This is a genomic window from Pseudocitrobacter faecalis (assembly GCF_965231525.1).
GTDB classification, from domain to species: Bacteria; Pseudomonadota; Gammaproteobacteria; order Enterobacterales; family Enterobacteriaceae; genus Pseudocitrobacter; species Pseudocitrobacter faecalis.
In genome coordinates, this window is sequence record NZ_CBDDNJ010000002.1 from 4612094 (window position 1) to 4632427 (window position 20334).

The window sequence follows — 20334 nt, forward strand, 5'->3', positions numbered from 1 at the left end:
AAGAATTGCCGGATGGCGCTACGCTTATCCGGCCAACGGTAATGACCTGTCAGCCAGGCACGGTAAGCGAAGCACCACCGGATATCATCTGTATCGATCAGAACGCAGTTTTGGCGTAACCGGTCATCACTTCGAGACCCATCTCGCGACCCAACGCGGTCATGGGGTGAACCACGACCAGCCCACGCACGCTTTTCTTCAGCTTGCCCATGTCGGCCTGCTCTTTTTTGGTGATGGCACGCTGGAAAGGCATCTTCATCAGTTTCTGCGCTTCTTTGCTCAGTTTCTGGCTGTGCACTTCGCGCAGACGCGCGATTTCAACTTCCAGCTTCTCTTTTTCGGTTTCCAGCTCGGCGTATTTCTCGGCGCCTTCAACCAGCGACAGTTCAGCCTGTTGATGACGGATCGCGTCCAGACGGTCGCTCAGGCGTTTGATTTCGTTTTTTTCGATTTCTTTCATTTGCGGATATCTGATAAAAAAATGACGTAATAGCGCATAGTATGCGCGACAGCGATCATAACCGATAGCGAATTATATAAAATAGTCTTATTACATCTGTACTTATTTACCAGCGTATTATTAGTAATCCCATGAATTTATTGTAATTTAAGAGAAATGGTTATGCAGATCTCTTTTTTAGCATGCCGTCACGAGAATCCGCACATTTTCCTCAAACGGATCGCCCTTAATTGTCCATTCTGAAGAGAGGAATCATGAGGAGGACTACGTTATGGGCAAACTTGGCGAAAACGTACCACTAGTCATCGACAAAGCCGTCGATTTTATGGCGTCCAGTCAGGCATTTATGGAGTATCTGAAGAAATCACCTCGCCTGAGTCACGTACCGGAAGAGATCCCGGAAGAGAAAGCGGCGATGTTTCTGGAGCGATTAGAACACTACCGCAAACTTTATCAGCCGGTCGAAAACCAGGCGAAAGAAGTTTGACGGTGTTATTTCTGAAAGGCTTTTTTCAAGCTGATTCGGGAAATCAGCTCGGTCAGAGAAAGTACCATCGTTGAGCGAACGACCTGTTGATAGCGCTGTTTTTGCATTGCCAGCAGGTCGGCATCGCTATCGTCAAAAAGCGGCGCGGGCGGCAGGGCAGAGACGCAGTGCAGCTCACCCAGCGGCCCAAGAATTTCATCATCCGTGAAGGCATATTCGCTGCCGTCATGGTTCAGCTCTTCACGCAGTGCCATCAGCAGCTCCGCATCTTCATACTCATGACGGCTAATCACGCCCAGCCCATAGATAAGCTTGAGCCGGACCGAAAGATCGCCCAGCGGGCCGCTACCGTCCAGCAGCGGTTCGACGGCGTATTTCACCGCATAATCGTCTTTGCGGAACACCTGAAGCACCAGAATATTGACCGCCTCGGTCAGTAGCTCGACGGCGGCAATCAAGAAGCTTCTGACGGTTTTGCCAGCATTCAGACGCTCAAGCACACGGTTTTCAAAAGCCTGTGTTTCTTCCATTATTGCCTGCATATCTGACAATCTAGTATTCAGGCGCAGGATAGCCTGCGCCGGGTCTTGCATCATTTGCTGGCGTTATAGAGGGCGACGGCGGCTTTCACCACGTCGCTGTTTGCGTCCAGACCAGAGATCTGCGCCAGCGCGGCCTGCGGGCCTTTTTCATCAATCAGCGCGGCCAGTTCCTGCGCCTGCGGATCGTCTTCACTGCGGAAATGCATCGCTGCGGCGATACCTTTCACCAGGTTAACGTGCGGCAAACCGTACTCCAGCGTGCCCAGCAGCGGTTTAATCAGACGGTCGCCCGCGCTCAGTTTACGCAGCGGCTGACGGCCTACACGCTCAACGTCATCTTTCAGATACGGGTTTTCAAAACGACCGAGGATTTTCTGAATGTATGCGGCATGTTTTTGCGCATCAAAACCGTAGCGTTTGATCAGCACCGCGCCGCTCTCTTCCATCGCGCCTTTTACTACCGCGCGGATTTTCTCATCGAGAATCGCGTCGCGGATAGTTTGATGCCCGGTCATTTTGCCGAGGTAGGCGGTTATAGCATGACCTGTGTTCAGCGTGAAGAGTTTACGTTCGACAAATGCCATCAGGTTATCGGTTAATTCCATGCCCGGAATGTTCGGCAGCGTGCCTTTGAACTGGGTTTTATCGACGATCCACTCGCTGAAGGTTTCAACGGTCACTTCCAGCGGGTCATTGGTTGCAGAGGCAGACGGCGGCACGATACGGTCAACGGCGGAATCCACGAAACCGACGTTCGCTTCCACCCAGGCTTTTTCGTCTTCGGCAACGGCGGCCATTACGTGGCCTTTCAACTGGCTGGTGCCGCGCACCATGTTTTCACAGGCAATAATGTTCAGCGGGGTATTGACGCCCTGCGCTTTGCGTTTCGCGAGACCTTTGGCGATAGCCGGTGCAATCCGTTCAAGTACAACCGGGCCCACGGCGGTGGTAATTAGGTCAACCTGGGCAATCAGGTCGATAACGTCGTCACCAATGCTGCTGACCGCGTTAACGCCAGAAACGGTATCAACCTGCTCATTTTCACCCACAACGTGAACCTGATAGCTATGACGGGCATTCAGGGCATCCAGAACGACCTGGTTTACATCGGCGAACGTCAATGTAATGCCTGCGTCGGCCAACAGTTTGCCGATAAAGCCACGTCCAATATTACCTGCGCCAAAATGTAATGCTTTCATAGTATTAACCTTCATTAATGTTTTTGACCCGAGAGGGCTGGGGTGAGGCTTTTCCCTCACCCTAACCCTCTCCCAATGGGAGAGGGAATAGAGCCTTACTTCTGCAACAGCGCCAGAACTTCTTCTACGCTGGTGGTGCTGGCCAGACGTTCGATGACGGATTCGTCATCCAGCGCGTTGGTCAGGCCGGTAATCACCTGGATGTGCTCGTTGTTGCGAGCGGCGATACCAATCACCAGACGGGCAATGTCATCCTCGTCTTCGCCGAAGCGCACGCCTTCCGGATACTGACAGAACACGATGCCGGTTTTCAGCACACGATCTTTGGCTTCAATAGTGCCGTGCGGTACCGCGATGGACTCGCCCAGGTAAGTTGGCGTCAGTTTTTCACGATCCAGCATCGCCTGCACATACTCTGGCTCTACATAGCCGCCTTTCACCAGTTGCTCACCAGCGAAGCGAATCGCGTCTTCTTTCGTGGCCGCCTTGCAGCCCAAAAAGATGTTTTCCGCGCCGAGTTTAAACAGGTTGGCGCTGGTGTCGTCAAAGCTGTCTTTCAGGCTGTCCTTCACCTTCACTTCGTTGTCAGTGTGACGCTGTGCCGCAACCAGACGTTCGGTCAGATTGGTATACAGGCCGCTGTCGAGGAAGTTAGTCAGCGAAATATGCTGCGCCTGCGGTACCTGACGCATTGCGCGTTCGGTCAGGTCGCGGTGAGTGATGACCAGGTCAACATCCGGCGGCAGGTTGTTAATTGCGCAGTTGGTCACAGAGATGTTGCTCAGGCCCGCATCCTGCACTTTCTTACGCAGCACGCCCGCCCCCATTGCGCTGGAACCCATACCGGCATCACAGGCAACGATGATTTTACGCACGTGGCTCAGGTCGTTGGTGACGTCGCCCGCCGCCAGCGGAGTACCGCCTTTGGATTCAGCTTTCATGTCATTCATACGACGGGTTGCCGCTTCGATGTCATCTTCTTCTTTCACTTTGCTGGTTTTCAGCAGGATGGCAGAAACGATGAAGGAGACCGCCATTGCCGCAACGATAGCCGCGATGTTGGCGAAGTATGCGCCTTTTGGCGTCATCGCCAGTACGGCCAGGATGGAGCCAGGGGAAGCCGGAGAAACCAGACCGCCGTTCAGGATGGTCAGGGTGAACACGCCAGTCATACCGCCCAGAATAACGGCAATAATCAGACGTGGGTTCATCAGCACATACGGGAAGTAGATTTCGTGAATACCGCCCAGGAAGTGGATGATTGCCGCGCCGCCCGCAGACTGTTTAGCACTGCCGCGACCGAAGAACATGTACGCCAGCAGAACACCCATCCCCGGGCCCGGGTTGGCTTCAATCAGGAAGAAGATCGATTTGCCGAGATCATGAGACTGCTGAATACCCAGCGGCGAGAAGATACCGTGGTTAATGGCGTTGTTCAGGAACAGGATTTTAGCCGGTTCTACAAAAACAGATGCCAGCGGCAGCATGTCGTGTACAACCATGAAGTTAACGCCAGCCGCCAGCAGCTTGGACAGCACTTCAACCGCCGGGCCGATGCCCATAAAGGCCAGAATAGCGAGGATCATACCGATGATGCCAGCGGAGAAGTTATTCACCAGCATCTCAAAACCGGATTTGATTTTACCATCTACCCAGGCGTCGAATTTCTTGATGCAGTAGCCGCCCAACGGGCCTGCAATCATGGAGCCCAGGAACATCGGCATATCTGCACCGACGATAACACCCATGGTGGTAATCGCACCGACCACGCCGCCACGTTCGCCGCCGATCAGCTTACCACCGGTATAACCGATGAGCAGCGGCAGCAGATAGGTGATCATCGGGCCAACCAGCTTCGCCAGCGTTTCGTTCGGCAACCACCCTGTTGGAATAAATAACGCGGTGATAATACCCCACGCGATAAACGCGCCGATATTTGGCATCACCATGTTGCTGAGGAAGCGACCAAAGCTTTGCACCTTGATCTTGATATCGGATGACATAAAACACCCCTTGTTTCTGTTTGCCCGCAGGTTGAACACCTGAAGTTTATTGTTAATTGGCGGCAGAGGTAGTAGCCGAACCCTGGTTGATGATGCGAAATCTGGCACTGAATCGTTAAGCTGTCCAGATAGCGGGTCTTCATGTGACTTAGATCACACAAATATAGGATGTACCTGATGATTTTGAGTGATCACCATCACAAAACCACTGTGTAAAAAAACAACACAGCAGGAAAAAGCACCGCAGAACACATGTAAATGTGATGTTAATCACATTTTGCTCTTGATGGTTTGTTTGTTTTTTGTGATTGAGTTCACAAGATATTTTCAGGTCGCCAAAACAAGATGTGATCCGTGGCAAGTTCTGCTGCTGTGATGAGCACCCTCTGTAACTGAGTAACATCACACAAAAAAGAATAATGAATGAGGATTATGGCAGAACGATTAATTGCCGATTATGTTCAAAGTAGACACCGTCTACGCTTTAAATTGTATAGCGTGCTCACTATCGACAGCGTGAATTTGAGGTTACGGCTATGTTCCTGAATTACTTTGCGCTTGGCATTCTGATCTTTGTTTTCCTGGTTATCTTTTACGGCATTATTATTATTCACGATATTCCCTACATGATTGCGAAGGCACGCAATCATCCCCACGCCGATGCGATTCATGTCGCGGGCTGGGTGAGTCTTTTTACCTTACACGTTCTCTGGCCGTTTCTGTGGATCTGGGCGACGCTTTATCGCCCCGATCGCGGCTGGGGAATGCAACACCCTCCCGCGCATGAAGGTGAAGATGCGCTGCGGCAACGCGTTGAAGAGCTTGAAAAACAACTGAAAAAAATGCAAACGCCTTCAGGGGAATAGCCATCATGGATCTGCTAATTATATTGACCTACGTCGCGCTGGCATGGGCGATTTTTAAGATATTCAGGATCCCGGTAAATAAATGGACGGTGCCTACCGCCGTATTAGGCGGGGTATTTATTGTCGGTGCGCTGATATTAGGGATGAACTATAACCACCCCTATACCTTTCAGGCGCAGAAGGCGGTTATCTCTATTCCGATTACTCCTCAGGTGACCGGCGTGGTGAGTGAGGTGACAAATAAACATAACCAGCTAATTAAAAAAGGCGAGGTGCTGTTTAAAATAGACCCGACACGCTACCAGGCGCGCGTTGACCGACTTCAGGCTGATTTAGTCACGGCGGTGCACAATACGCAGGTCTTGAAAGGACAACTGGATGAAGCGCTGGCAAATACCACGCGCGTTTCGGCAGAACGCGATCGTCTGTATAAAGATTATCAGCGATATTTGCAGGGAAGTAAGGCGCGGGTAAATCCGTTTTCAGAAAGCGATATCGACAACGCCCGACAAAACTATCTGGCGCAGGATGCATTAGTTAAAGCGTCGATTGCCGATCAATCGCAAATTAAAAGCCAACTGGATAGCGTGGTGAACGGCGACCAGTCTCAGGTTGCCAGCCTGCGCGCGCAGCTTACGGAAGCCAAATTTAACCTCGATCAGACCATTATCCGCGCACCCAGTGACGGTTTCGCTACCCAGGTGCTGATCCGCCCCGGCACTTATGCCGCCGCGCTACCGCTGCGCCCGGTCATGGTGTTCGTGCCGGAGCAAAAACGCCAGATTGTGGCTCAGTTCAGACAAAACTCCCTGTTGCGATTAAAACCCGGCGATGAAGCGGAAGTGGTCTTTAATGCGCTGCCGGGTCAGGTGTTTAGCGGAAAGTTGACCAGCATTCTGCCCGTTGTGCCCGGCGGTTCTTATCAGGCGCAGGGTACGCTGCAGTCGCTCAATATTGTCCCCGGCACCGATGGCGTAATGGCTCTGATCGAGCTCCAGCCTGAGGGGGAGGTGGACGCGCTACCAGATGGCATTTACGCTCAGGTGGCGGTCTATTCCGATCACTTTGAGCACCTGTCAATAATGCGCAAAGTGCTGCTCAGAATGACAAGCTGGATGCACTATCTTTACCTCGATCATTGATGTTAAAAGCATCTTTTTGCCAGTGGCTGGGCCATACTTACCCTTTCGTTGGCAAAAAGGACATGGCATGAAACTCATCGGCAGCTATACCAGCCCTTTCGTACGCAAAATCTCTATCTTATTGCTGGAAAAGGGCATTTCTTTCGAATTTATCAATGAACTGCCCTATAACCTGGAAAATGGCGTGGCGCAGTACAATCCGCTGGGCAAGGTGCCGGCATTAATGACTGACGACGGTGAGTGTTGGTTTGACTCACCGATTATTGCCGAGTACATCGAACTGCTGAATGTTGAGCCGCAGATGCTGCCGTCTGACCCGCTTGCGCGCCTTAAAGTACGTCAATTAGAAGCACTCGCCGACGGCATTATGGATGCCGGGCTGGTGGCGGTGCGTGAACTGGCCCGCCCGCCAGCACAGCAGTCGGAAGCGGAGTGCCTGCGCCAGCGCGAGAAAATCAGCCGCAGCCTGGACGCCCTGGAAACGCATCTGAAAGAGGGCACGTTCAGCACCGATACGTTAAATCTGGCGACGATCGCCATCGCCTGCGCCATTAGCTATCTTAACTTCCGCCGCATTGCGCCGGGCTGGTGCGTTGACCGGCCCAATCTGGTCAAACTGGTGGAAACGTTGTTCCAGCGCGAAAGTTTTGCCCGGACGGAACCGCCAAAGGCTTGATTACGCGCTATAACACTTCATGGTCGTACGCTGTACAATCCCTCCTCACTATGGACTCCCTCTCCCGTCGGGAGGGGGGAAAATCGTTAACCGTCAGGCCAACTCATGACTACCGATACTCGCTCACTGTACAGCCAGCTTCCTGCGACCGACCGCTTACTGCGCGATGCCGCCTTTGCTTCCCTTCTGGAAAACCACGGCCATTCGCAGGTGGTGGAACAACTCCGCCAGCTTCAGGATGAAGCGCGTCAGGCGATCCGCGATACCGGCGAGCTTCCAGGCTGGAGTGACGACTGGGCAGGGGAAGTGACGCGTCGTTTTGTCGCGGATACGCAAAGCGCGATCCGCCCGGTCATTAACCTGACCGGTACGGTGCTGCACACTAATCTTGGGCGTGCCCAGCAGGCGGAAGCCGCCATTGCCGCGGTGACGCAGGTGATGCGCGACCCGGTGACGCTGGAATATGACCTCGACGGTGCCGGGCGCGGTCATCGCGATCGCGCACTGGCGGATTTGCTCTGCCGCCTGACGGGCGCAGAGGATGCCTGTATCGTTAACAATAACGCGGCTGCCGTATTGCTGATGTTGGCGGCCACGGCGAGCGGCAAAGAAGTCGTCGTCTCACGCGGCGAGCTGGTGGAAATTGGCGGCGCGTTCCGCATCCCGGACGTGATGCGTCAGGCGGGTTGCGAGCTGCATGAGGTCGGCACCACCAACCGCACGCATGCCAAAGATTATCGTCAGGCGGTGAATGAAAACACCGGATTGCTGATGAAGGTGCATACCAGCAACTACAGCATTGAAGGCTTCACTAAGACCGTAGAAGAAGCCGAGCTGGCTGAAATTGGCCGCGAGCTGGATATCCCGGTGGTGGCGGATTTAGGCAGTGGTTCGCTGGTCGATTTAAGCCAGTACGGCCTGCCGAAAGAACCGATGCCGCAGGAGATGATTGCCGCAGGCGTCAGCCTGGTGAGTTTCTCCGGCGATAAACTGCTGGGCGGCCCACAGGCGGGGATTATCGTCGGTAAGAAAGCGATGATTGCCCAGCTACAGCAGCATCCGCTCAAGCGCGCGCTGCGTGCCGATAAAATGACGCTGGCGGCGCTGGAAGCGACACTGCGCCTCTATCTGCATCCTGAACGCCTCGCCAGCGACCTGCCGACACTGCGTCTGCTTAACCGCCGCGCGGATGAAATCCACGCGCAGGCCGAACGTCTGCGTGAACCGCTTACGCAGCGCTATGGTGACGAATTTTCTGTTACGGTGATGGAATGTGCCTCACAAATCGGCAGTGGCTCCTTGCCCGTCGATCGCCTGCCGAGTGCCGCCATCACCTTTACCCCTAAAGACGGGCGCGGTAGCCGCCTTGAAACACTGGCTAACCGCTGGCGCAGTCTGCCGGTGCCGGTTATCGGGCGCATTTACGACGGGCGATTATGGCTCGACCTGCGCTGTCTTGAGGATGAATCACGTTTTCTGGAGATGTTGCTGAAATGATTATTGCCACCGCCGGGCACGTTGACCACGGCAAAACCACGCTGCTGCAGGCGATTACCGGCGTTAACGCCGACCGCCTGCCGGAAGAGAAATCACGCGGGATGACCATCGACCTGGGCTACGCCTACTGGCCGCAGCCCGATGGGCGGGTGCTCGGGTTTATTGATGTGCCGGGGCACGAGAAATTTCTCTCTAACATGCTGGCGGGCGTGGGGGGTATCGATCATGCCCTGCTGGTGGTGGCTTGTGACGACGGTGTAATGGCGCAAACGCGCGAACATCTGGCGATCCTGCAACTGACCGGCAAGCCGACGCTGACGGTGGCGCTAACGAAAACCGATCGCGTCGATGCGGCGCGCGTGGTGGAAGTGCGTCACGAGATAGACTCGGTATTGCGTGAATACGGTTTTGACGATGCCACGCTGTTCGAAACCGCCGCCACCGCAGGGCTGGGCATTGATGAATTGCGCGCGCATCTGCTGCAACTACCGGAGCGTGTGAATCCGGAAAACCAGCGCTTCCGTCTGGCGATTGACCGCGCATTCACAGTGAAAGGGGCCGGACTGGTGGTCACCGGGACGGCGCTTTCCGGTGACGTAAATGTGGGCGATACGTTGTGGCTGACGGGCGTCGATAAACCGATGCGCGTGCGTGGTATCCACGCGCAAAACCAGGCGACCGAACAGGCGCACGGCGGGCAACGTATTGCGCTAAATATCGTCGGCGATGCGCAGAAAGAAGAATTGAATCGCGGCGACTGGCTGCTATCGCAGGAACCGCCCGCGCCCGTTGAGCGGGTTATTGTCGAGTTGCACAGCCATGTGCCGCTCACCCAATGGCAGCCGCTGCATATTCACCATGCCGCCAGCCATATCACCGGGCGCGTCTCGCTACTGGAGAACAATCTGGCGGAACTGGTACTGGATACGCCACTGTATCTGGCCGACAACGACCGTCTGGTGCTGCGCGATATTTCAGCGCGTCTTACCCTTGCGGGCGCGCGCGTGGTGACGCTCAATTCACCGCGTCGCGGGAAGCGTAAAGCCGAATATCTGGCGTGGATTGCCGAACTGGCTACCGCTGAAAACGATGCTCAGGCGTTATCTGTTCATCTGCAACGCGATGCGGTACAGCTCACTGATTTTGCCTGGGCACGGCAGTTGAGCGAGCAGGGACTACAGCAACTGATTAACCAGCCGGGCTATATTCTGGCCGGGAGCGCACTGCTGGATGCGCCGCTTGCCGCACGCTGGCAGCGTAAACTGCTGGATGCGCTGGCGACCTACCACGAACAACACAAAGATGAACCGGGGCCGGGCCGTGAGCGCCTGCGCCGCATCGCGCTGCCAATGGAAGATGAAGCGCTGGTGCTGACGCTGATTGAGCAGATGCGTGAAAGCGGCGTGGTAGCCAGCCATCACGGTTGGCTGCATCTACCGGATCACAAAGCCGGGTTTACCGATGAACAGGATGTGGTATGGCAAAAAGCAGCGCCACTGTTTGCTGATGAACCCTGGTGGGTGCGCGATTTAGCCCAGCAAACCGGAACCGATGAACAATTGATGCGCGCGGTGCTCCGGCAGGCAGCGCAGCAGGGGATGATTACGGCGATCGTCAAAGATCGTTATTACCGTAACGATCGTATCGTCACCTTCGCGAGTATGATCCGCGAACTGGATCAGGAAAAGGGTTCAACCTGCGCTGCAGATTTCCGCGATAAGCTGAACGTGGGCCGTAAGTTAGCAATTCAAATACTGGAATATTTTAATCGTATCGGTTTTACCCGTCGTCGGGGAAATGACCATTTATTACGCGATGCGCTACTTTTTCCTGAAAATAAACGTAACGATTAATTTAAATATTAAATGAATTAATACAAAAATCATATTGATTAATATCGGATGCGCAGAAAAAACGCATCCGATATTTTTTCCATTTCAAAAATAGAATATGGATCATATTTTTTGTTTAACCCTTACCTTACCCTAGCCGCCAATTTCCCATTAATTAAGGAACGATCATGGCAGCATCCACTTTTTATATTCCTTCAGTGAATGTTATTGGCGCTGATTCATTAAATGGTGCAATGGATACAATGCGCGACTACGGTTATCGCCGCGCATTAATTGTGACGGATGCCATTCTGAATAAATTGGGCATGGCGGGTGACGTGCAGAAGGGCCTGGCTGAGCGTGATATTTTCAGCGTGATTTATGATGGCGTACAGCCGAACCCGACTACAGCGAACGTAAATGCGGGCCTGGCAATTCTCAAAGAAAACAACTGCGACTGCGTCATTTCGCTGGGCGGTGGTTCTCCACACGACTGCGCGAAAGGTATTGCGCTGGTGGCGTCTAACGGCGGGCAAATTAGCGATTACGAAGGCGTTGACCGCTCGGCTAAACCGCAGTTGCCGATGATTGCGATTAATACCACCGCAGGCACCGCGTCTGAAATGACCCGTTTCTGCATCATTACCGACGAAGCGCGTCATATTAAAATGGCGATCGTCGATAAACACGTAACGCCCATTCTGTCCGTGAATGACTCTTCCCTGATGACCGGCATGCCAAAATCGCTGACCGCTGCCACCGGGATGGATGCGTTGACTCATGCTATCGAAGCCTACGTATCTATCGCGGCTACTCCAATTACTGACGCCTGCGCGCTGAAAGCGATCACCATGATTGCCGAAAACCTGAGCGTTGCCGTCGCCGATGGCGCGAATGCACAAGCCCGTGAAGCAATGGCTTACGCGCAGTTCCTGGCCGGTATGGCATTTAACAACGCCTCGCTGGGCTATGTTCACGCGATGGCGCACCAGCTTGGCGGTTTCTACGACCTGCCGCACGGTGTCTGCAACGCGGTTCTGCTGCCGCACGTACAGGCGTTCAACAGTAAAGTGGCGGCTGCGCGTTTGCGTGATTGCGCACAGGCGATGAACATCGATGTTGCGGGTCTGAACGATGAGCAGGGTGCAAAAGCGTGTATCGACGCCATCTGCAAACTGGCGCGTGACGTCAACATCCCGGCGGGCCTTCGTGACCTGAACGTGAAAGAAGAAGATATCCCGGTTCTGGCGACTAACGCCCTGAAAGATGCCTGTGGTTTCACTAACCCGATTCAGGCAACTCACGACGAAATTATGGCGATTTACCGCGCTGCAATGTAATTCGTGACCGTTGTCGTAAACCTATGTACGGCTGGCGAAAAAAACGCCAGCCGCGTCTACCCTTGAAGGACTGCAACAGCAAGGAGAGACGGCGATGACAAACAATCCCCCTTCAGCCCGCATTCAACCGGGCGAGTATGGTTTTCCTCTTAAGCTTAAACCTCGCTATGACAACTTTATCGGCGGCGACTGGGTTGCACCCGTCGACGGCGAGTATTACCAGAATTTGACGCCGGTAACCGGGCAACTGCTTTGTGAAGTCGCCTCATCCGGCAAACGTGATATCGACCTGGCATTAGATGCCGCGCATAAAGCCAAAGATAAATGGGCACAAATGTCCGTGCAGGATCGGGCGGGGATCTTGCTGAAAATTGCCGATCGCATGGAGCAAAACCTCGATCTGCTGGCAACGGCGGAAACCTGGGATAACGGTAAACCGATCCGCGAAACCAGCGCAGCCGATGTGCCGCTGGCGATTGACCATTTCCGCTACTTTGCGTCGTGTATTCGCGCGCAGGAGGGTGGCATCAGCGAAGTGGATAAAGACACTGTAGCGTATCACTTCCATGAACCGCTGGGCGTGGTCGCGCAAATCATCCCATGGAACTTCCCGCTGCTGATGGCGAGCTGGAAAATGGCCCCGGCGCTGGCCGCAGGTAACTGCATCGTCCTGAAACCGGCGCGATTAACGCCGTTGTCGGTGCTGCTGCTGATGGAAATCATCGGTGACTTACTGCCGCCTGGTGTGATTAACGTGGTGAACGGCGCGGGCGGGGAAATAGGCGAATATCTGGCAACGTCTAAACGCATCGCCAAAGTTGCGTTCACCGGCTCCACCGAAGTCGGCCAGCAAATCATGCAGTACGCGACGCAGAACATCATTCCGGTCACGCTGGAGCTGGGCGGTAAATCACCGAATATCTTCTTTGCTGATGTGATGGATGAAGAGGACGCCTTCTTTGATAAAGCGCTGGAAGGTTTCGCGCTCTTTGCGTTTAACCAGGGGGAAGTGTGTACCTGCCCAAGCCGCGCGCTGGTACATGAATCTATCTACGATCGCTTTATGGAGCGGGCGATTCGCCGGGTGGAAAGCATCCGTAGCGGTAACCCACTGGACAGCGTAACGCAGATGGGCGCGCAGGTGTCGCACGGGCAGATGGAGACCATCCTCAACTACATCGACATCGGCAAGAAAGAGGGCGCGGACGTGCTGACCGGTGGGCGACGCAAACGCCTTGAGGGTGAGCTTCACTACGGCTATTACCTCGAGCCGACGATTCTGTTTGGCCAGAACAGCATGCGTGTTTTCCAGGAGGAGATCTTCGGCCCGGTGCTGGCGGTTACCACCTTTAAAACCACCGAAGAAGCGCTGGCGCTAGCTAACGATACTCAGTATGGTCTCGGCGCGGGCGTCTGGAGTCGCAATGGTAATCTGGCTTACAAAATGGGGCGCGGTATTCAGGCCGGGCGCGTCTGGACCAACTGCTATCACGCTTACCCGGCGCACGCGGCATTTGGCGGCTATAAGCAGTCGGGCATTGGCCGCGAGACCCACAAGATGATGCTGGAGCACTATCAGCAAACTAAATGCCTGTTGGTAAGCTATTCGGACAAACCGCTCGGTCTGTTCTGATTATCCTGTTTTAACGGCCCGGCGGTGTTTCCCCGCCGGGCTTGCTGTATATCGAAACCCATATGGCATTATATAAATTAGATGTTTGCCTGATATCTAAAAATTCCTCTACTATTTCCCATCCCCCGATTATTTATTTTAATCTCTGAGGATTTATGTTTCTTAATTATTTCGCGCTGGGCGTCCTAATATTTGTATTCCTGGTCATCTTCTATGGGATTATCATCTTACATGATATTCCTTATCTGATTGCGAAGAAACGCAATCACCCCCACGCTGACGCCATTCACGTTGCGGGCTGGGTGAGTCTTTTTACGCTGCATGTTATCTGGCCTTTCCTGTGGATTTGGGCAACGTTATATCGACCTGAGCGCGGCTGGGGAATGCAAACCCCGGATGCGTCGCTTATCCAGCTTCAGGAACGCGTGGCTGGGCTGGAGAAACAACTGGCTGAGGCGAAGGCTTCCTCAGCGGAGTAATATTTATGGATTTACTGATTATTCTGACCTACGTGGCTTTCGCGTGGGCACTGTTTAAGATATTCAAAATTCCCGTTAATAAATGGACTATTCCAACGGCGGCATTGGGCGGTATATTTATTGTTAGCGGTTTAATTCTGCTTATGAATTATAACCATCCTTATACCTTTAAAGCGCAAAAAGCGGTGGTGTCTATTCCGGTTGTTCCGCTGGTTACCGGGGTGGTAACGGAGGTCACGGGCAAGAAAAATACCCTGATTAAAAAAGGCGAGGTGTTATTTAAGCTTGATCCTACCCGCTATCAGGCGCGTGTAGACCGCCTGAAGGCCGATATTGTGACGGCGGAGCATAAACAGCAGGCGCTGGTGGCACAGCTTGATGAGATGATGGCCAACACGCAGCAGGCGAAAGCGACGCGTGACAAGCTGGCGAAAGATTACCAGCGCTATCTTCAGGGCAGCCAGGCCAAAGTGAACCCGTTCTCTGAACGCGATATTGACGCGGCGCGGCAAAATTATCTGGCGCAGGAAGCTTCGGTGAAGTCATTGGCGGCAGAACAGAAACAGATCCAGAGCGAGCTGGACAGCATGGTGCTGGGCGAACATTCGCAAATCGCCAGCCTGAAAGCACAGCTTGCGGAAGCGCAATTCAACCTGGATCAGACGGTCGTTCGCGCCCCCAGCGACGGCTACATCACGCAGGTTCTGATTCGACCGGGAACCTACGCCGCCGCGCTGCCGCTGCGCCCGGTGATGGTCTTTATTCCTGACCAGAAACGGCAGATTATTGCCCAGTTCCGTCAGAACTCTCTGCTGAGGCTGGCACCTGGCGACGAAGCCGAAGTGGTGTTCAATGCGCTACCGGGTCAGGTTTTCAGCGGCAAACTGGCGGCCATCAGTCCGGCAGTTCCCGGCGGAACGTATCAATCCACGGGCGTCTTGCAGTCGCTGAATACGACGCCGGGTTCGGAAGGGGTGATTGCGACAATTGAGCTGGACGAAAATGCTGACCTCAGCGCGCTACCCGACGGTATTTACGCGCAGGCAGCGGTCTATTCCGACCACTTCAGCCATGTGTCGGTGATGCGTAAAGTACTGCTGCGTATGACCAGCTGGGTACATTACCTTTATCTCGACCACTAATTATCGTTTGCAGGAAGTTGCTGTGACGGCAACAGGCGTGTCACAGCAAGCTGCTTGCGTATTTCACTGAGCATAGCATCCAGAATAAACTGCACCCGCCAGGGCTGATATTCGCGCTTGCGGAAGATAGCCACCAGATCTAACCACCACTCCTGCTGGTCAGGGAAACAGGCTACCAACGTACCCGCCTGAATATCGTTTCTGACGCTCTCTTTGGGCGCAAAAACGATACCGAGATCGTTACGCGCCAGCTCCAGCGCAGATTGCGTATTATCGCAAACGTAATTGCCTTTTACCCGATAGTCGACGGCGGATTTATTTTCTCCGGTGCTAAATCGCCAGATATTCGAATCACCCATCATCATCGAATCAATCAAAATACATGAATGCTGAGCCAGTTCTTCCGGGCCATGAATCGGATGTTTATTAAGATAGTTGGGGCTGGCAAACGCGGTGACCGAATATTTCGTAATAAAACTGGCGACTAATGACTCATCTTTGGGTTGCGCATAAGTAATTAACACATCGCAATCATCCGGGAACTCCACACCATCATAAAACGCTTTCGGTTCCAGATTGTATGTTTTTAGTGAAAAGGTAATCTCACCAATATCCATAATGTTGGCAATGACATTTTTTGCCAGATAAGCGACTATCCCGGTGGGGGCGTACACAGTCACCCGGCCACGTTTCTCATGCTTATAGTCAGCAATGAAATTATTAAGCTGCTCGTGTCTATCGAGCATGTCATTGATGAAGGGAAGTAAGGCCGTGCCGAAAGGCGTCAGGGTCAGTTTTCGGGGGGAACGGTCAAAAACTTTAAGCCCTACTTTTGATTCGAAATCAGCAAGATACTTACTGACATTTGCCTGTGCGATGCCAAGAATTGTCGCAGCGTGGCTGATATTTTCACTGGCCGCGATGACCGAGATAATCTTCAGTTCCCGGGGCTTAAGGTGTAAATTATTCATCGCTAGACCTGATATATATATGATTTTATATATTACTATATAAATATGCGCGTTGCATTGATGAATTTGTAAACATTATTATTCTCGCGCTTTATTTTTCCTATTTTAAAATGGACAGCCGGGAATGTTAAATACGCGCAATGCTACGGCGCTGATTGCTTTGTCGTTTATGACAACTGCAACAGCGTCTGAATTATCTATTGGTGCGGGGGCGGTATATAACGAATCACCGTACCGCGGTTATAATGAAAATACTCATGTCGTGCCGCTAATCAGTTATGAAGGTGAATCTTTATATATTCGCCAGACAACCTTAGGTTACATCCTTTCAAAGAGTGAAAAGGATGAAATCAGTATCACCGCGTCATGGATGCCGCTGGAGTTTTCTCCTTCGGATAACGACGATCATGCAATGCGTCACCTGGATAAGCGTGACAGTACCGCGATGGCGGGGGCCGCGTGGTATCACCACGAAAAATGGGGCAGCCTGAAGGTCTCTGCCGCGACCGATATTCTGGATAACAGCGATGGCTGGGTAGCCGAGATGTCGCTCTTCCGCGTGATGCCGCTCGGTAAGCTGACGCTCACGCCTTCCGCGGGCGTCCTCTATTACGATAAAAGCTTTAACGACTACTACTATGGTATCTCTGCCGGGGAATCGCACCGTAGCGGGCTCTCGTCATATTCTCCTGACGACAGCTGGACGCCATACCTGGGCGTCGGCGCAAAATACCCGTTAACGAAGAACATCATTTTACAGGCGAGCGCGATGTACAGCGTGCTGCCGGATGACATCAAAAACAGCCCGATGGTCGATCGTGAAGACAGTTTTACCTTCCTGACCGGCGCGAGCTGGCATTTCTGATAAGTGTTTTAACCCGGCGAGTGTTGCCGGGTTAATACTGTGTTTTGCGAAGAGATTCGCATTCTAAGCTGCCTATTACACGCTTCCCTGTTTTTCTTTTCGAGCCACTTTCCTGAAGCAAAATCTCCTGGCTGCATCACGTTTAGCGCGGCGATATTGTGATGGAGGACGTAGGTGTGGTGTGTATTGTGTGTATAATTAAAAAAGGGCAAGGATGTGAAGAGCGCGGAGGTTATTGCAATCCTGAAACAGCACGGCCGGGTACATGTTCGTACCCGGGGAAGCCATAAGCAGTTTCATCATCCCAGCCGAGCGGGACTGGTTACTGTACCGCATCCTCGCAAAGATATTAAACCGGGAACCCTGGCCCAGATTTGCCGCCAGGCCGGGATTAAAATGTAAATCACCAGGAGTTTTTATGTTCTATCCGGCTTATATACACACCGACCCCGATGGCAGCAGCAGTGGTTTTTTCCCTGATGTACCGGGTTGTTATTTCGCGGGGGATTCTCTTGATGACACTTTTCAGGATGCGCGAGGGGCGTTGGTTGCGCATTTTGAAGCGCTTTGTGAGCTCAATAAAGAATTGCCCTTACCGGGTTCTGTGGAGACGCATTTGGCTTGTGATCCACAAAACTATACCGGCGGGCAATGGTTGCTCGTCGACATCAATATGAATCAGTTTGAGGGCAGAGCCGAGCGGATTAACATCACTATGCCGAAACGGCTTCTGCAAAAGATTGACTCGTTTGTTCGTAACAATCCTGACTATGCCAACAGAAGCGCGTTTCTGGCTGAAGCTGCACGGCGAGTGTTGCCGGGTTAATCCAGCGTTTTCACCTCAAGCGGGCGGAAACGGCTGTAGATCCACAGCCCCAGGCAAGTGACGGAACCCAGGAATGCGGTAAAGAGAACGGTAACGAACAGGGCGCTGAATATCGCGGCAGGAAGCGCGAGAATGCCATGTACCGGCTGATCGTTCCATTTCACCATATCGGCGCCAAAGATCCCCATCACACCGCATACCACTGCAAAAATCTGCAATGGAATACCCAGGCCTATCAGCATCAGCCGATAGATGGATGACGGTTTGATGCGCTTCAGGGTGACATCGGTGCTGCTGTCCTTGCTCATTTTTATTTTCTCATGGGAAGGTAAAGTGGTGTGATTATATCATGAGGAAATGAGGCTGACCCGGCAAGCATCTGTTGTGCTGCCGGGTGAATGGCATCGTTTATTTCTCTTCGTTTACCCAGATACGCATCTCTCCTTCACCACGATTTGCCCAGCAAAACCAGGGTATAAAGGTGAGTGTTTGCGCCTGTCGGGTTGCGGGGGAAGCATCATAATGCCATAAAGGCTGCTGCTGCGGGTCGACACTCGACTGTTTAAAGCCAGGTGCCTGAATGAGCACTTTATGGCTGAACAGCCCCTTACCTTCAAACGCGGTAAATTCAGCCTCTTTTGGTAGCCACACATTATGCAGCTCCTCGCCGTTATCGGCCTGTTCAAGGCAATAGACCAGCGGCCCACGTTGTACGGCCACTTTACCCGCCACGTGCCGCAGCAGTGGGTTACCGTAGACGCGGCGGATGGGCATTGGGAGTGTGAGTTCGAGGGTATCACCTTCTTGCCAGCGTCGAGAAAGATGCCAATACCCCTTCATCACGGTTCCCTCGGCGGCAGCGCCATTAAGCGTCACCTGCGGGTTTACGCACCAGTCCGGCAGGCGTAGCGCCAGAGTATGCTGAACCGGCGTTGACGAATCGATGATGATTTTCACCTGCTCCTGCCACGGATAGTTGCCGCTAATGGTTAAGCGAAGTGTTTCATTGCCAACAGGGATCTCCACGCTATTGCCAATGTAGAGGTTGATGTACAACGCTTCGTCGCGTGGCGTATAGATATAGTGACCGATCGAGGTCAGCACGCGGGCGATATTGGGCGGGCAGCAGGCACAGCCAAACCAGCGCTGACGAACAGGTTTTACGTGGTCATAAATATGGTTAAAGTTCAGTGACTTTGGATATACTTCCAACGGGTTAACGTAGAAGAAATGCTTGCCATCCAGCGCCATTCCGCCGAGTACGGTATTGTAAAGTGCGCGCTCCATGACATCGGCATATTGGCTGTCGGCTTCCATTTCCAGCATTCGGCGGGCGAACATCATCAACCCAATTGAGGCGCAGCTTTCCGCGTAGACCGTGTCATTCGGCAGGTCATAGTCACTGCTAAAGGCTTCTCCGCTGCTTTGCGAACCAATGCCGCCCGTGATGTACAACTGTCGCTGGGCCATATTGTTCCACAGGCGCAGGCAGTCCTGACGTTTGCCTTCATCGCGGCTTAAACGCGCAAGGTGTGCGACGCCCGTCATCAGGTACACAAAACGCACCGCATGACCGATTGCCTTCGGCTGTTCAGCAATGGGCTGATGCGCCTGGCTATAGGCTTTATCCTTCACCATCCATGCCGGGCCGTAAGTATGCCAGTAGGATGTTTTGCCACGTTTTTCGTACTCAATATCGTAAAAATGCGGTTGTTTTCCCCGCTCTTCTACGAAGTAGCGCACCAGTTTCAGATAACGAGGCTCCTCGGTAACGTCATAAAGCCGCATCAACGCCAGTTCAATTTCCGGGTGGCCTGGATAACCCTGTAGCTGGTTCTCACCTGGCCCAAAGACCGCATCGATATGATCGGCCAGCCGACAAACCACCTCAAGCAGACGCCGTTTACCTGTTGCCTGGAAAAAGGCGACGCCCGCTTCAATCATGTGTCCGGCGCAGTAGAGTTCATGGCATTCCGCCAGATTCGTCCAGCGCTCGCCCGGTGCTTTCACCGTAAAATAGGTGTTCAGATAGCCATCTTCGCACTGCGCTGCAGCCACTAACTCAATGACTTCATCCGCCGTTTTCTCAAGCGCTGCGTCCGGCTTCTGGCACAGCGACCAGGCGACGGCTTCCAGCCATTTCGCCACATCGCTATCCTGGAATACCATGCCGTAAAACTCCCCTGATTGCTGGCCTGCCGCGATGCGGAAGTTCTCTATGGCGTGGCTGGGTTCCGCTTCATCGATGCGGTCATTGAGGGCATCCCATTGATAAGGGATAACCACATCGCGCACCAGTTGCTGATACTGACCCAGAAACGGATCGTTCACTTTCAGATGGTGCAGGTCGACTTCCTTCACGGACATAACAGAC

General features: G+C 53.2%; 20 protein-coding genes. 13 read left to right on the forward strand and 7 right to left on the reverse strand.

Annotation, left to right across the window (positions count from 1 at the left end; all coding sequences use genetic code 11):
- Positions 1 to 97: 97 nt before the first annotated feature.
- Complete coding sequence (locus ACOXYR_RS22245) at positions 98 to 460, reverse strand: YibL family ribosome-associated protein (RefSeq protein ID WP_108476506.1); 363 nt, start codon at positions 458 to 460, stop codon at positions 98 to 100.
- A gap of 271 nt (positions 461 to 731) precedes the next feature.
- Between ACOXYR_RS22245 and ACOXYR_RS22250 the strand changes: the two genes are divergently transcribed.
- The gene (locus ACOXYR_RS22250) at positions 732 to 947 is read left to right on the forward strand and encodes a hypothetical protein (RefSeq protein WP_094311752.1); all 216 of its coding nucleotides are present in this window, start codon (positions 732 to 734) and stop codon (positions 945 to 947) included.
- A 5-nt stretch (positions 948 to 952) separates the two neighbouring features.
- Here the strand turns inward: ACOXYR_RS22250 and mtlR are convergent, their stop codons facing one another.
- The 3 genes from mtlR to mtlA all read right to left on the reverse strand — a co-directional run bounded on the left by mtlR (position 953) and on the right by mtlA (position 4691).
- The gene (gene mtlR, locus ACOXYR_RS22255) at positions 953 to 1543 is read right to left on the reverse strand and encodes a mannitol operon repressor MtlR (RefSeq protein WP_108476505.1); all 591 of its coding nucleotides are present in this window, start codon (positions 1541 to 1543) and stop codon (positions 953 to 955) included.
- The gene (gene mtlD / locus ACOXYR_RS22260) at positions 1540 to 2688 is read right to left on the reverse strand and encodes a mannitol-1-phosphate 5-dehydrogenase (protein ID WP_113858329.1); all 1149 of its coding nucleotides are present in this window, start codon (positions 2686 to 2688) and stop codon (positions 1540 to 1542) included. Before mtlD ends, mtlR begins: the two co-directional genes overlap by 4 nt.
- 95 nt (positions 2689 to 2783) lie before the next feature.
- Positions 2784 to 4691 (reverse strand): PTS mannitol transporter subunit IICBA, encoded by a 1908-nt coding sequence (gene mtlA / locus ACOXYR_RS22265; protein WP_108476503.1) that lies wholly within the window; start codon positions 4689 to 4691, stop codon positions 2784 to 2786.
- Positions 4692 to 5227: 536 nt separating this feature from the next.
- Here mtlA and ACOXYR_RS22270 point away from each other — a divergent pair.
- The 9 genes from ACOXYR_RS22270 to ACOXYR_RS22310 all read left to right on the forward strand — a co-directional run bounded on the left by ACOXYR_RS22270 (position 5228) and on the right by ACOXYR_RS22310 (position 15298).
- The gene (locus ACOXYR_RS22270; RefSeq protein WP_108476502.1) at positions 5228 to 5557 is read left to right on the forward strand and encodes a DUF3302 domain-containing protein; all 330 of its coding nucleotides are present in this window, start codon (positions 5228 to 5230) and stop codon (positions 5555 to 5557) included.
- 5 nt (positions 5558 to 5562) lie between these two features.
- The gene (locus tag ACOXYR_RS22275; protein ID WP_421355885.1) at positions 5563 to 6699 is read left to right on the forward strand and encodes an HlyD family secretion protein; all 1137 of its coding nucleotides are present in this window, start codon (positions 5563 to 5565) and stop codon (positions 6697 to 6699) included.
- Positions 6700 to 6766: 67 nt separating this feature from the next.
- Complete coding sequence (locus ACOXYR_RS22280) at positions 6767 to 7375, forward strand: glutathione S-transferase (protein ID WP_276219060.1); 609 nt, start codon at positions 6767 to 6769, stop codon at positions 7373 to 7375.
- A 105-nt stretch (positions 7376 to 7480) separates the two neighbouring features.
- Complete coding sequence (gene selA, locus ACOXYR_RS22285) at positions 7481 to 8872, forward strand: L-seryl-tRNA(Sec) selenium transferase (protein ID WP_421355884.1); 1392 nt, start codon at positions 7481 to 7483, stop codon at positions 8870 to 8872.
- Entirely contained in the window at positions 8869 to 10725 is a 1857-nt protein-coding gene (selB, locus tag ACOXYR_RS22290; RefSeq protein ID WP_421355883.1) for a selenocysteine-specific translation elongation factor, read from the forward strand. Before selA ends, selB begins: the two co-directional genes overlap by 4 nt.
- Before the next feature lie 167 nt (positions 10726 to 10892).
- Positions 10893 to 12044, forward strand: coding sequence for an L-threonine dehydrogenase (gene yiaY / locus ACOXYR_RS22295; protein WP_421355882.1), 1152 nt, complete (start codon positions 10893 to 10895; stop codon positions 12042 to 12044).
- Positions 12045 to 12138: 94 nt separating this feature from the next.
- A complete protein-coding gene (gene aldB, locus ACOXYR_RS22300; RefSeq protein ID WP_421355881.1) occupies positions 12139 to 13677 on the forward strand; it encodes an aldehyde dehydrogenase AldB in 1539 nt (512 codons plus the stop codon).
- Positions 13678 to 13832: 155 nt separating this feature from the next.
- On the forward strand, positions 13833 to 14156 hold the full coding sequence (locus ACOXYR_RS22305) for a DUF3302 domain-containing protein (RefSeq protein WP_108476495.1): 324 nt from the start codon (positions 13833 to 13835) through the stop codon (positions 14154 to 14156).
- A gap of 5 nt (positions 14157 to 14161) precedes the next feature.
- On the forward strand, positions 14162 to 15298 hold the full coding sequence (locus ACOXYR_RS22310; protein ID WP_421355880.1) for an HlyD family secretion protein: 1137 nt from the start codon (positions 14162 to 14164) through the stop codon (positions 15296 to 15298).
- Here ACOXYR_RS22310 and ACOXYR_RS22315 read toward each other — a convergent pair.
- A complete protein-coding gene (locus ACOXYR_RS22315; protein WP_421355879.1) occupies positions 15295 to 16269 on the reverse strand; it encodes a LysR family transcriptional regulator in 975 nt (324 codons plus the stop codon). The two genes, ACOXYR_RS22310 and ACOXYR_RS22315, sit on opposite strands and share 4 nt — an antisense overlap.
- Positions 16270 to 16393: 124 nt before the next feature.
- On the opposite strand from ACOXYR_RS22315, the gene ACOXYR_RS22320 reads away from it, so the two are divergent.
- From ACOXYR_RS22320 to ACOXYR_RS22330, 3 genes are all read left to right on the forward strand, one after another.
- Positions 16394 to 17134 carry a MipA/OmpV family protein gene (locus ACOXYR_RS22320; protein ID WP_421355878.1) on the forward strand — a complete coding sequence of 247 codons (741 nt, stop codon included), beginning with the start codon at positions 16394 to 16396 and terminating at the stop codon, positions 17132 to 17134.
- 216 nt (positions 17135 to 17350) lie between these two features.
- On the forward strand, positions 17351 to 17536 hold the full coding sequence (locus ACOXYR_RS22325; protein ID WP_421355877.1) for a type II toxin-antitoxin system HicA family toxin: 186 nt from the start codon (positions 17351 to 17353) through the stop codon (positions 17534 to 17536).
- Positions 17537 to 17552: 16 nt separating this feature from the next.
- On the forward strand, positions 17553 to 17960 hold the full coding sequence (locus ACOXYR_RS22330) for a type II toxin-antitoxin system HicB family antitoxin (RefSeq protein ID WP_108476491.1): 408 nt from the start codon (positions 17553 to 17555) through the stop codon (positions 17958 to 17960).
- On the opposite strand, the gene ACOXYR_RS22335 is transcribed toward ACOXYR_RS22330, so the two are convergent.
- Together ACOXYR_RS22335 and ACOXYR_RS22340 are read right to left on the reverse strand one after the other, a co-directional pair.
- A complete protein-coding gene (locus tag ACOXYR_RS22335; protein WP_108476490.1) occupies positions 17957 to 18268 on the reverse strand; it encodes a hypothetical protein in 312 nt (103 codons plus the stop codon). The two genes, ACOXYR_RS22330 and ACOXYR_RS22335, sit on opposite strands and share 4 nt — an antisense overlap.
- A 100-nt stretch (positions 18269 to 18368) precedes the next feature.
- Entirely contained in the window at positions 18369 to 20327 is a 1959-nt protein-coding gene (locus tag ACOXYR_RS22340; RefSeq protein WP_421355876.1) for a glycoside hydrolase family 127 protein, read from the reverse strand.
- Positions 20328 to 20334: the final 7 nt, after the last annotated feature.

Excerpts from the sequence above, each read along its gene's own strand:
- ACOXYR_RS22250 (WP_094311752.1), top strand. The coding sequence starts at position 732 with ATGGGCAAACTTGGCGAAAACGTACCACTAGTCATCGACAAAGCCGTC.
- yiaY (WP_421355882.1), top strand. The coding sequence starts at position 10,893 with ATGGCAGCATCCACTTTTTATATTCCTTCAGTGAATGTTATTGGCGCT.
- ACOXYR_RS22310 (WP_421355880.1), top strand. The coding sequence starts at position 14,162 with ATGGATTTACTGATTATTCTGACCTACGTGGCTTTCGCGTGGGCACTG.
- ACOXYR_RS22280 (WP_276219060.1), top strand. The coding sequence starts at position 6,767 with ATGAAACTCATCGGCAGCTATACCAGCCCTTTCGTACGCAAAATCTCT.
- ACOXYR_RS22245 (WP_108476506.1), bottom strand. The coding sequence starts at position 460 with ATGAAAGAAATCGAAAAAAACGAAATCAAACGCCTGAGCGACCGTCTG.
- ACOXYR_RS22335 (WP_108476490.1), bottom strand. The coding sequence starts at position 18,268 with ATGAGCAAGGACAGCAGCACCGATGTCACCCTGAAGCGCATCAAACCG.
- ACOXYR_RS22340 (WP_421355876.1), bottom strand. The coding sequence starts at position 20,327 with ATGTCCGTGAAGGAAGTCGACCTGCACCATCTGAAAGTGAACGATCCG.
- mtlR (WP_108476505.1), bottom strand. The coding sequence starts at position 1,543 with ATGATGCAAGACCCGGCGCAGGCTATCCTGCGCCTGAATACTAGATTG.
- ACOXYR_RS22315 (WP_421355879.1), bottom strand. The coding sequence starts at position 16,269 with ATGAATAATTTACACCTTAAGCCCCGGGAACTGAAGATTATCTCGGTC.
- aldB (WP_421355881.1), top strand. The coding sequence starts at position 12,139 with ATGACAAACAATCCCCCTTCAGCCCGCATTCAACCGGGCGAGTATGGT.
- ACOXYR_RS22320 (WP_421355878.1), top strand. The coding sequence starts at position 16,394 with ATGTTAAATACGCGCAATGCTACGGCGCTGATTGCTTTGTCGTTTATG.
- mtlD (WP_113858329.1), bottom strand. The coding sequence starts at position 2,688 with ATGAAAGCATTACATTTTGGCGCAGGTAATATTGGACGTGGCTTTATC.
- ACOXYR_RS22275 (WP_421355885.1), top strand. The coding sequence starts at position 5,563 with ATGGATCTGCTAATTATATTGACCTACGTCGCGCTGGCATGGGCGATT.
- selA (WP_421355884.1), top strand. The coding sequence starts at position 7,481 with ATGACTACCGATACTCGCTCACTGTACAGCCAGCTTCCTGCGACCGAC.
- ACOXYR_RS22305 (WP_108476495.1), top strand. The coding sequence starts at position 13,833 with ATGTTTCTTAATTATTTCGCGCTGGGCGTCCTAATATTTGTATTCCTG.
- selB (WP_421355883.1), top strand. The coding sequence starts at position 8,869 with ATGATTATTGCCACCGCCGGGCACGTTGACCACGGCAAAACCACGCTG.
- ACOXYR_RS22330 (WP_108476491.1), top strand. The coding sequence starts at position 17,553 with ATGTTCTATCCGGCTTATATACACACCGACCCCGATGGCAGCAGCAGT.
- mtlA (WP_108476503.1), bottom strand. The coding sequence starts at position 4,691 with ATGTCATCCGATATCAAGATCAAGGTGCAAAGCTTTGGTCGCTTCCTC.
- ACOXYR_RS22270 (WP_108476502.1), top strand. The coding sequence starts at position 5,228 with ATGTTCCTGAATTACTTTGCGCTTGGCATTCTGATCTTTGTTTTCCTG.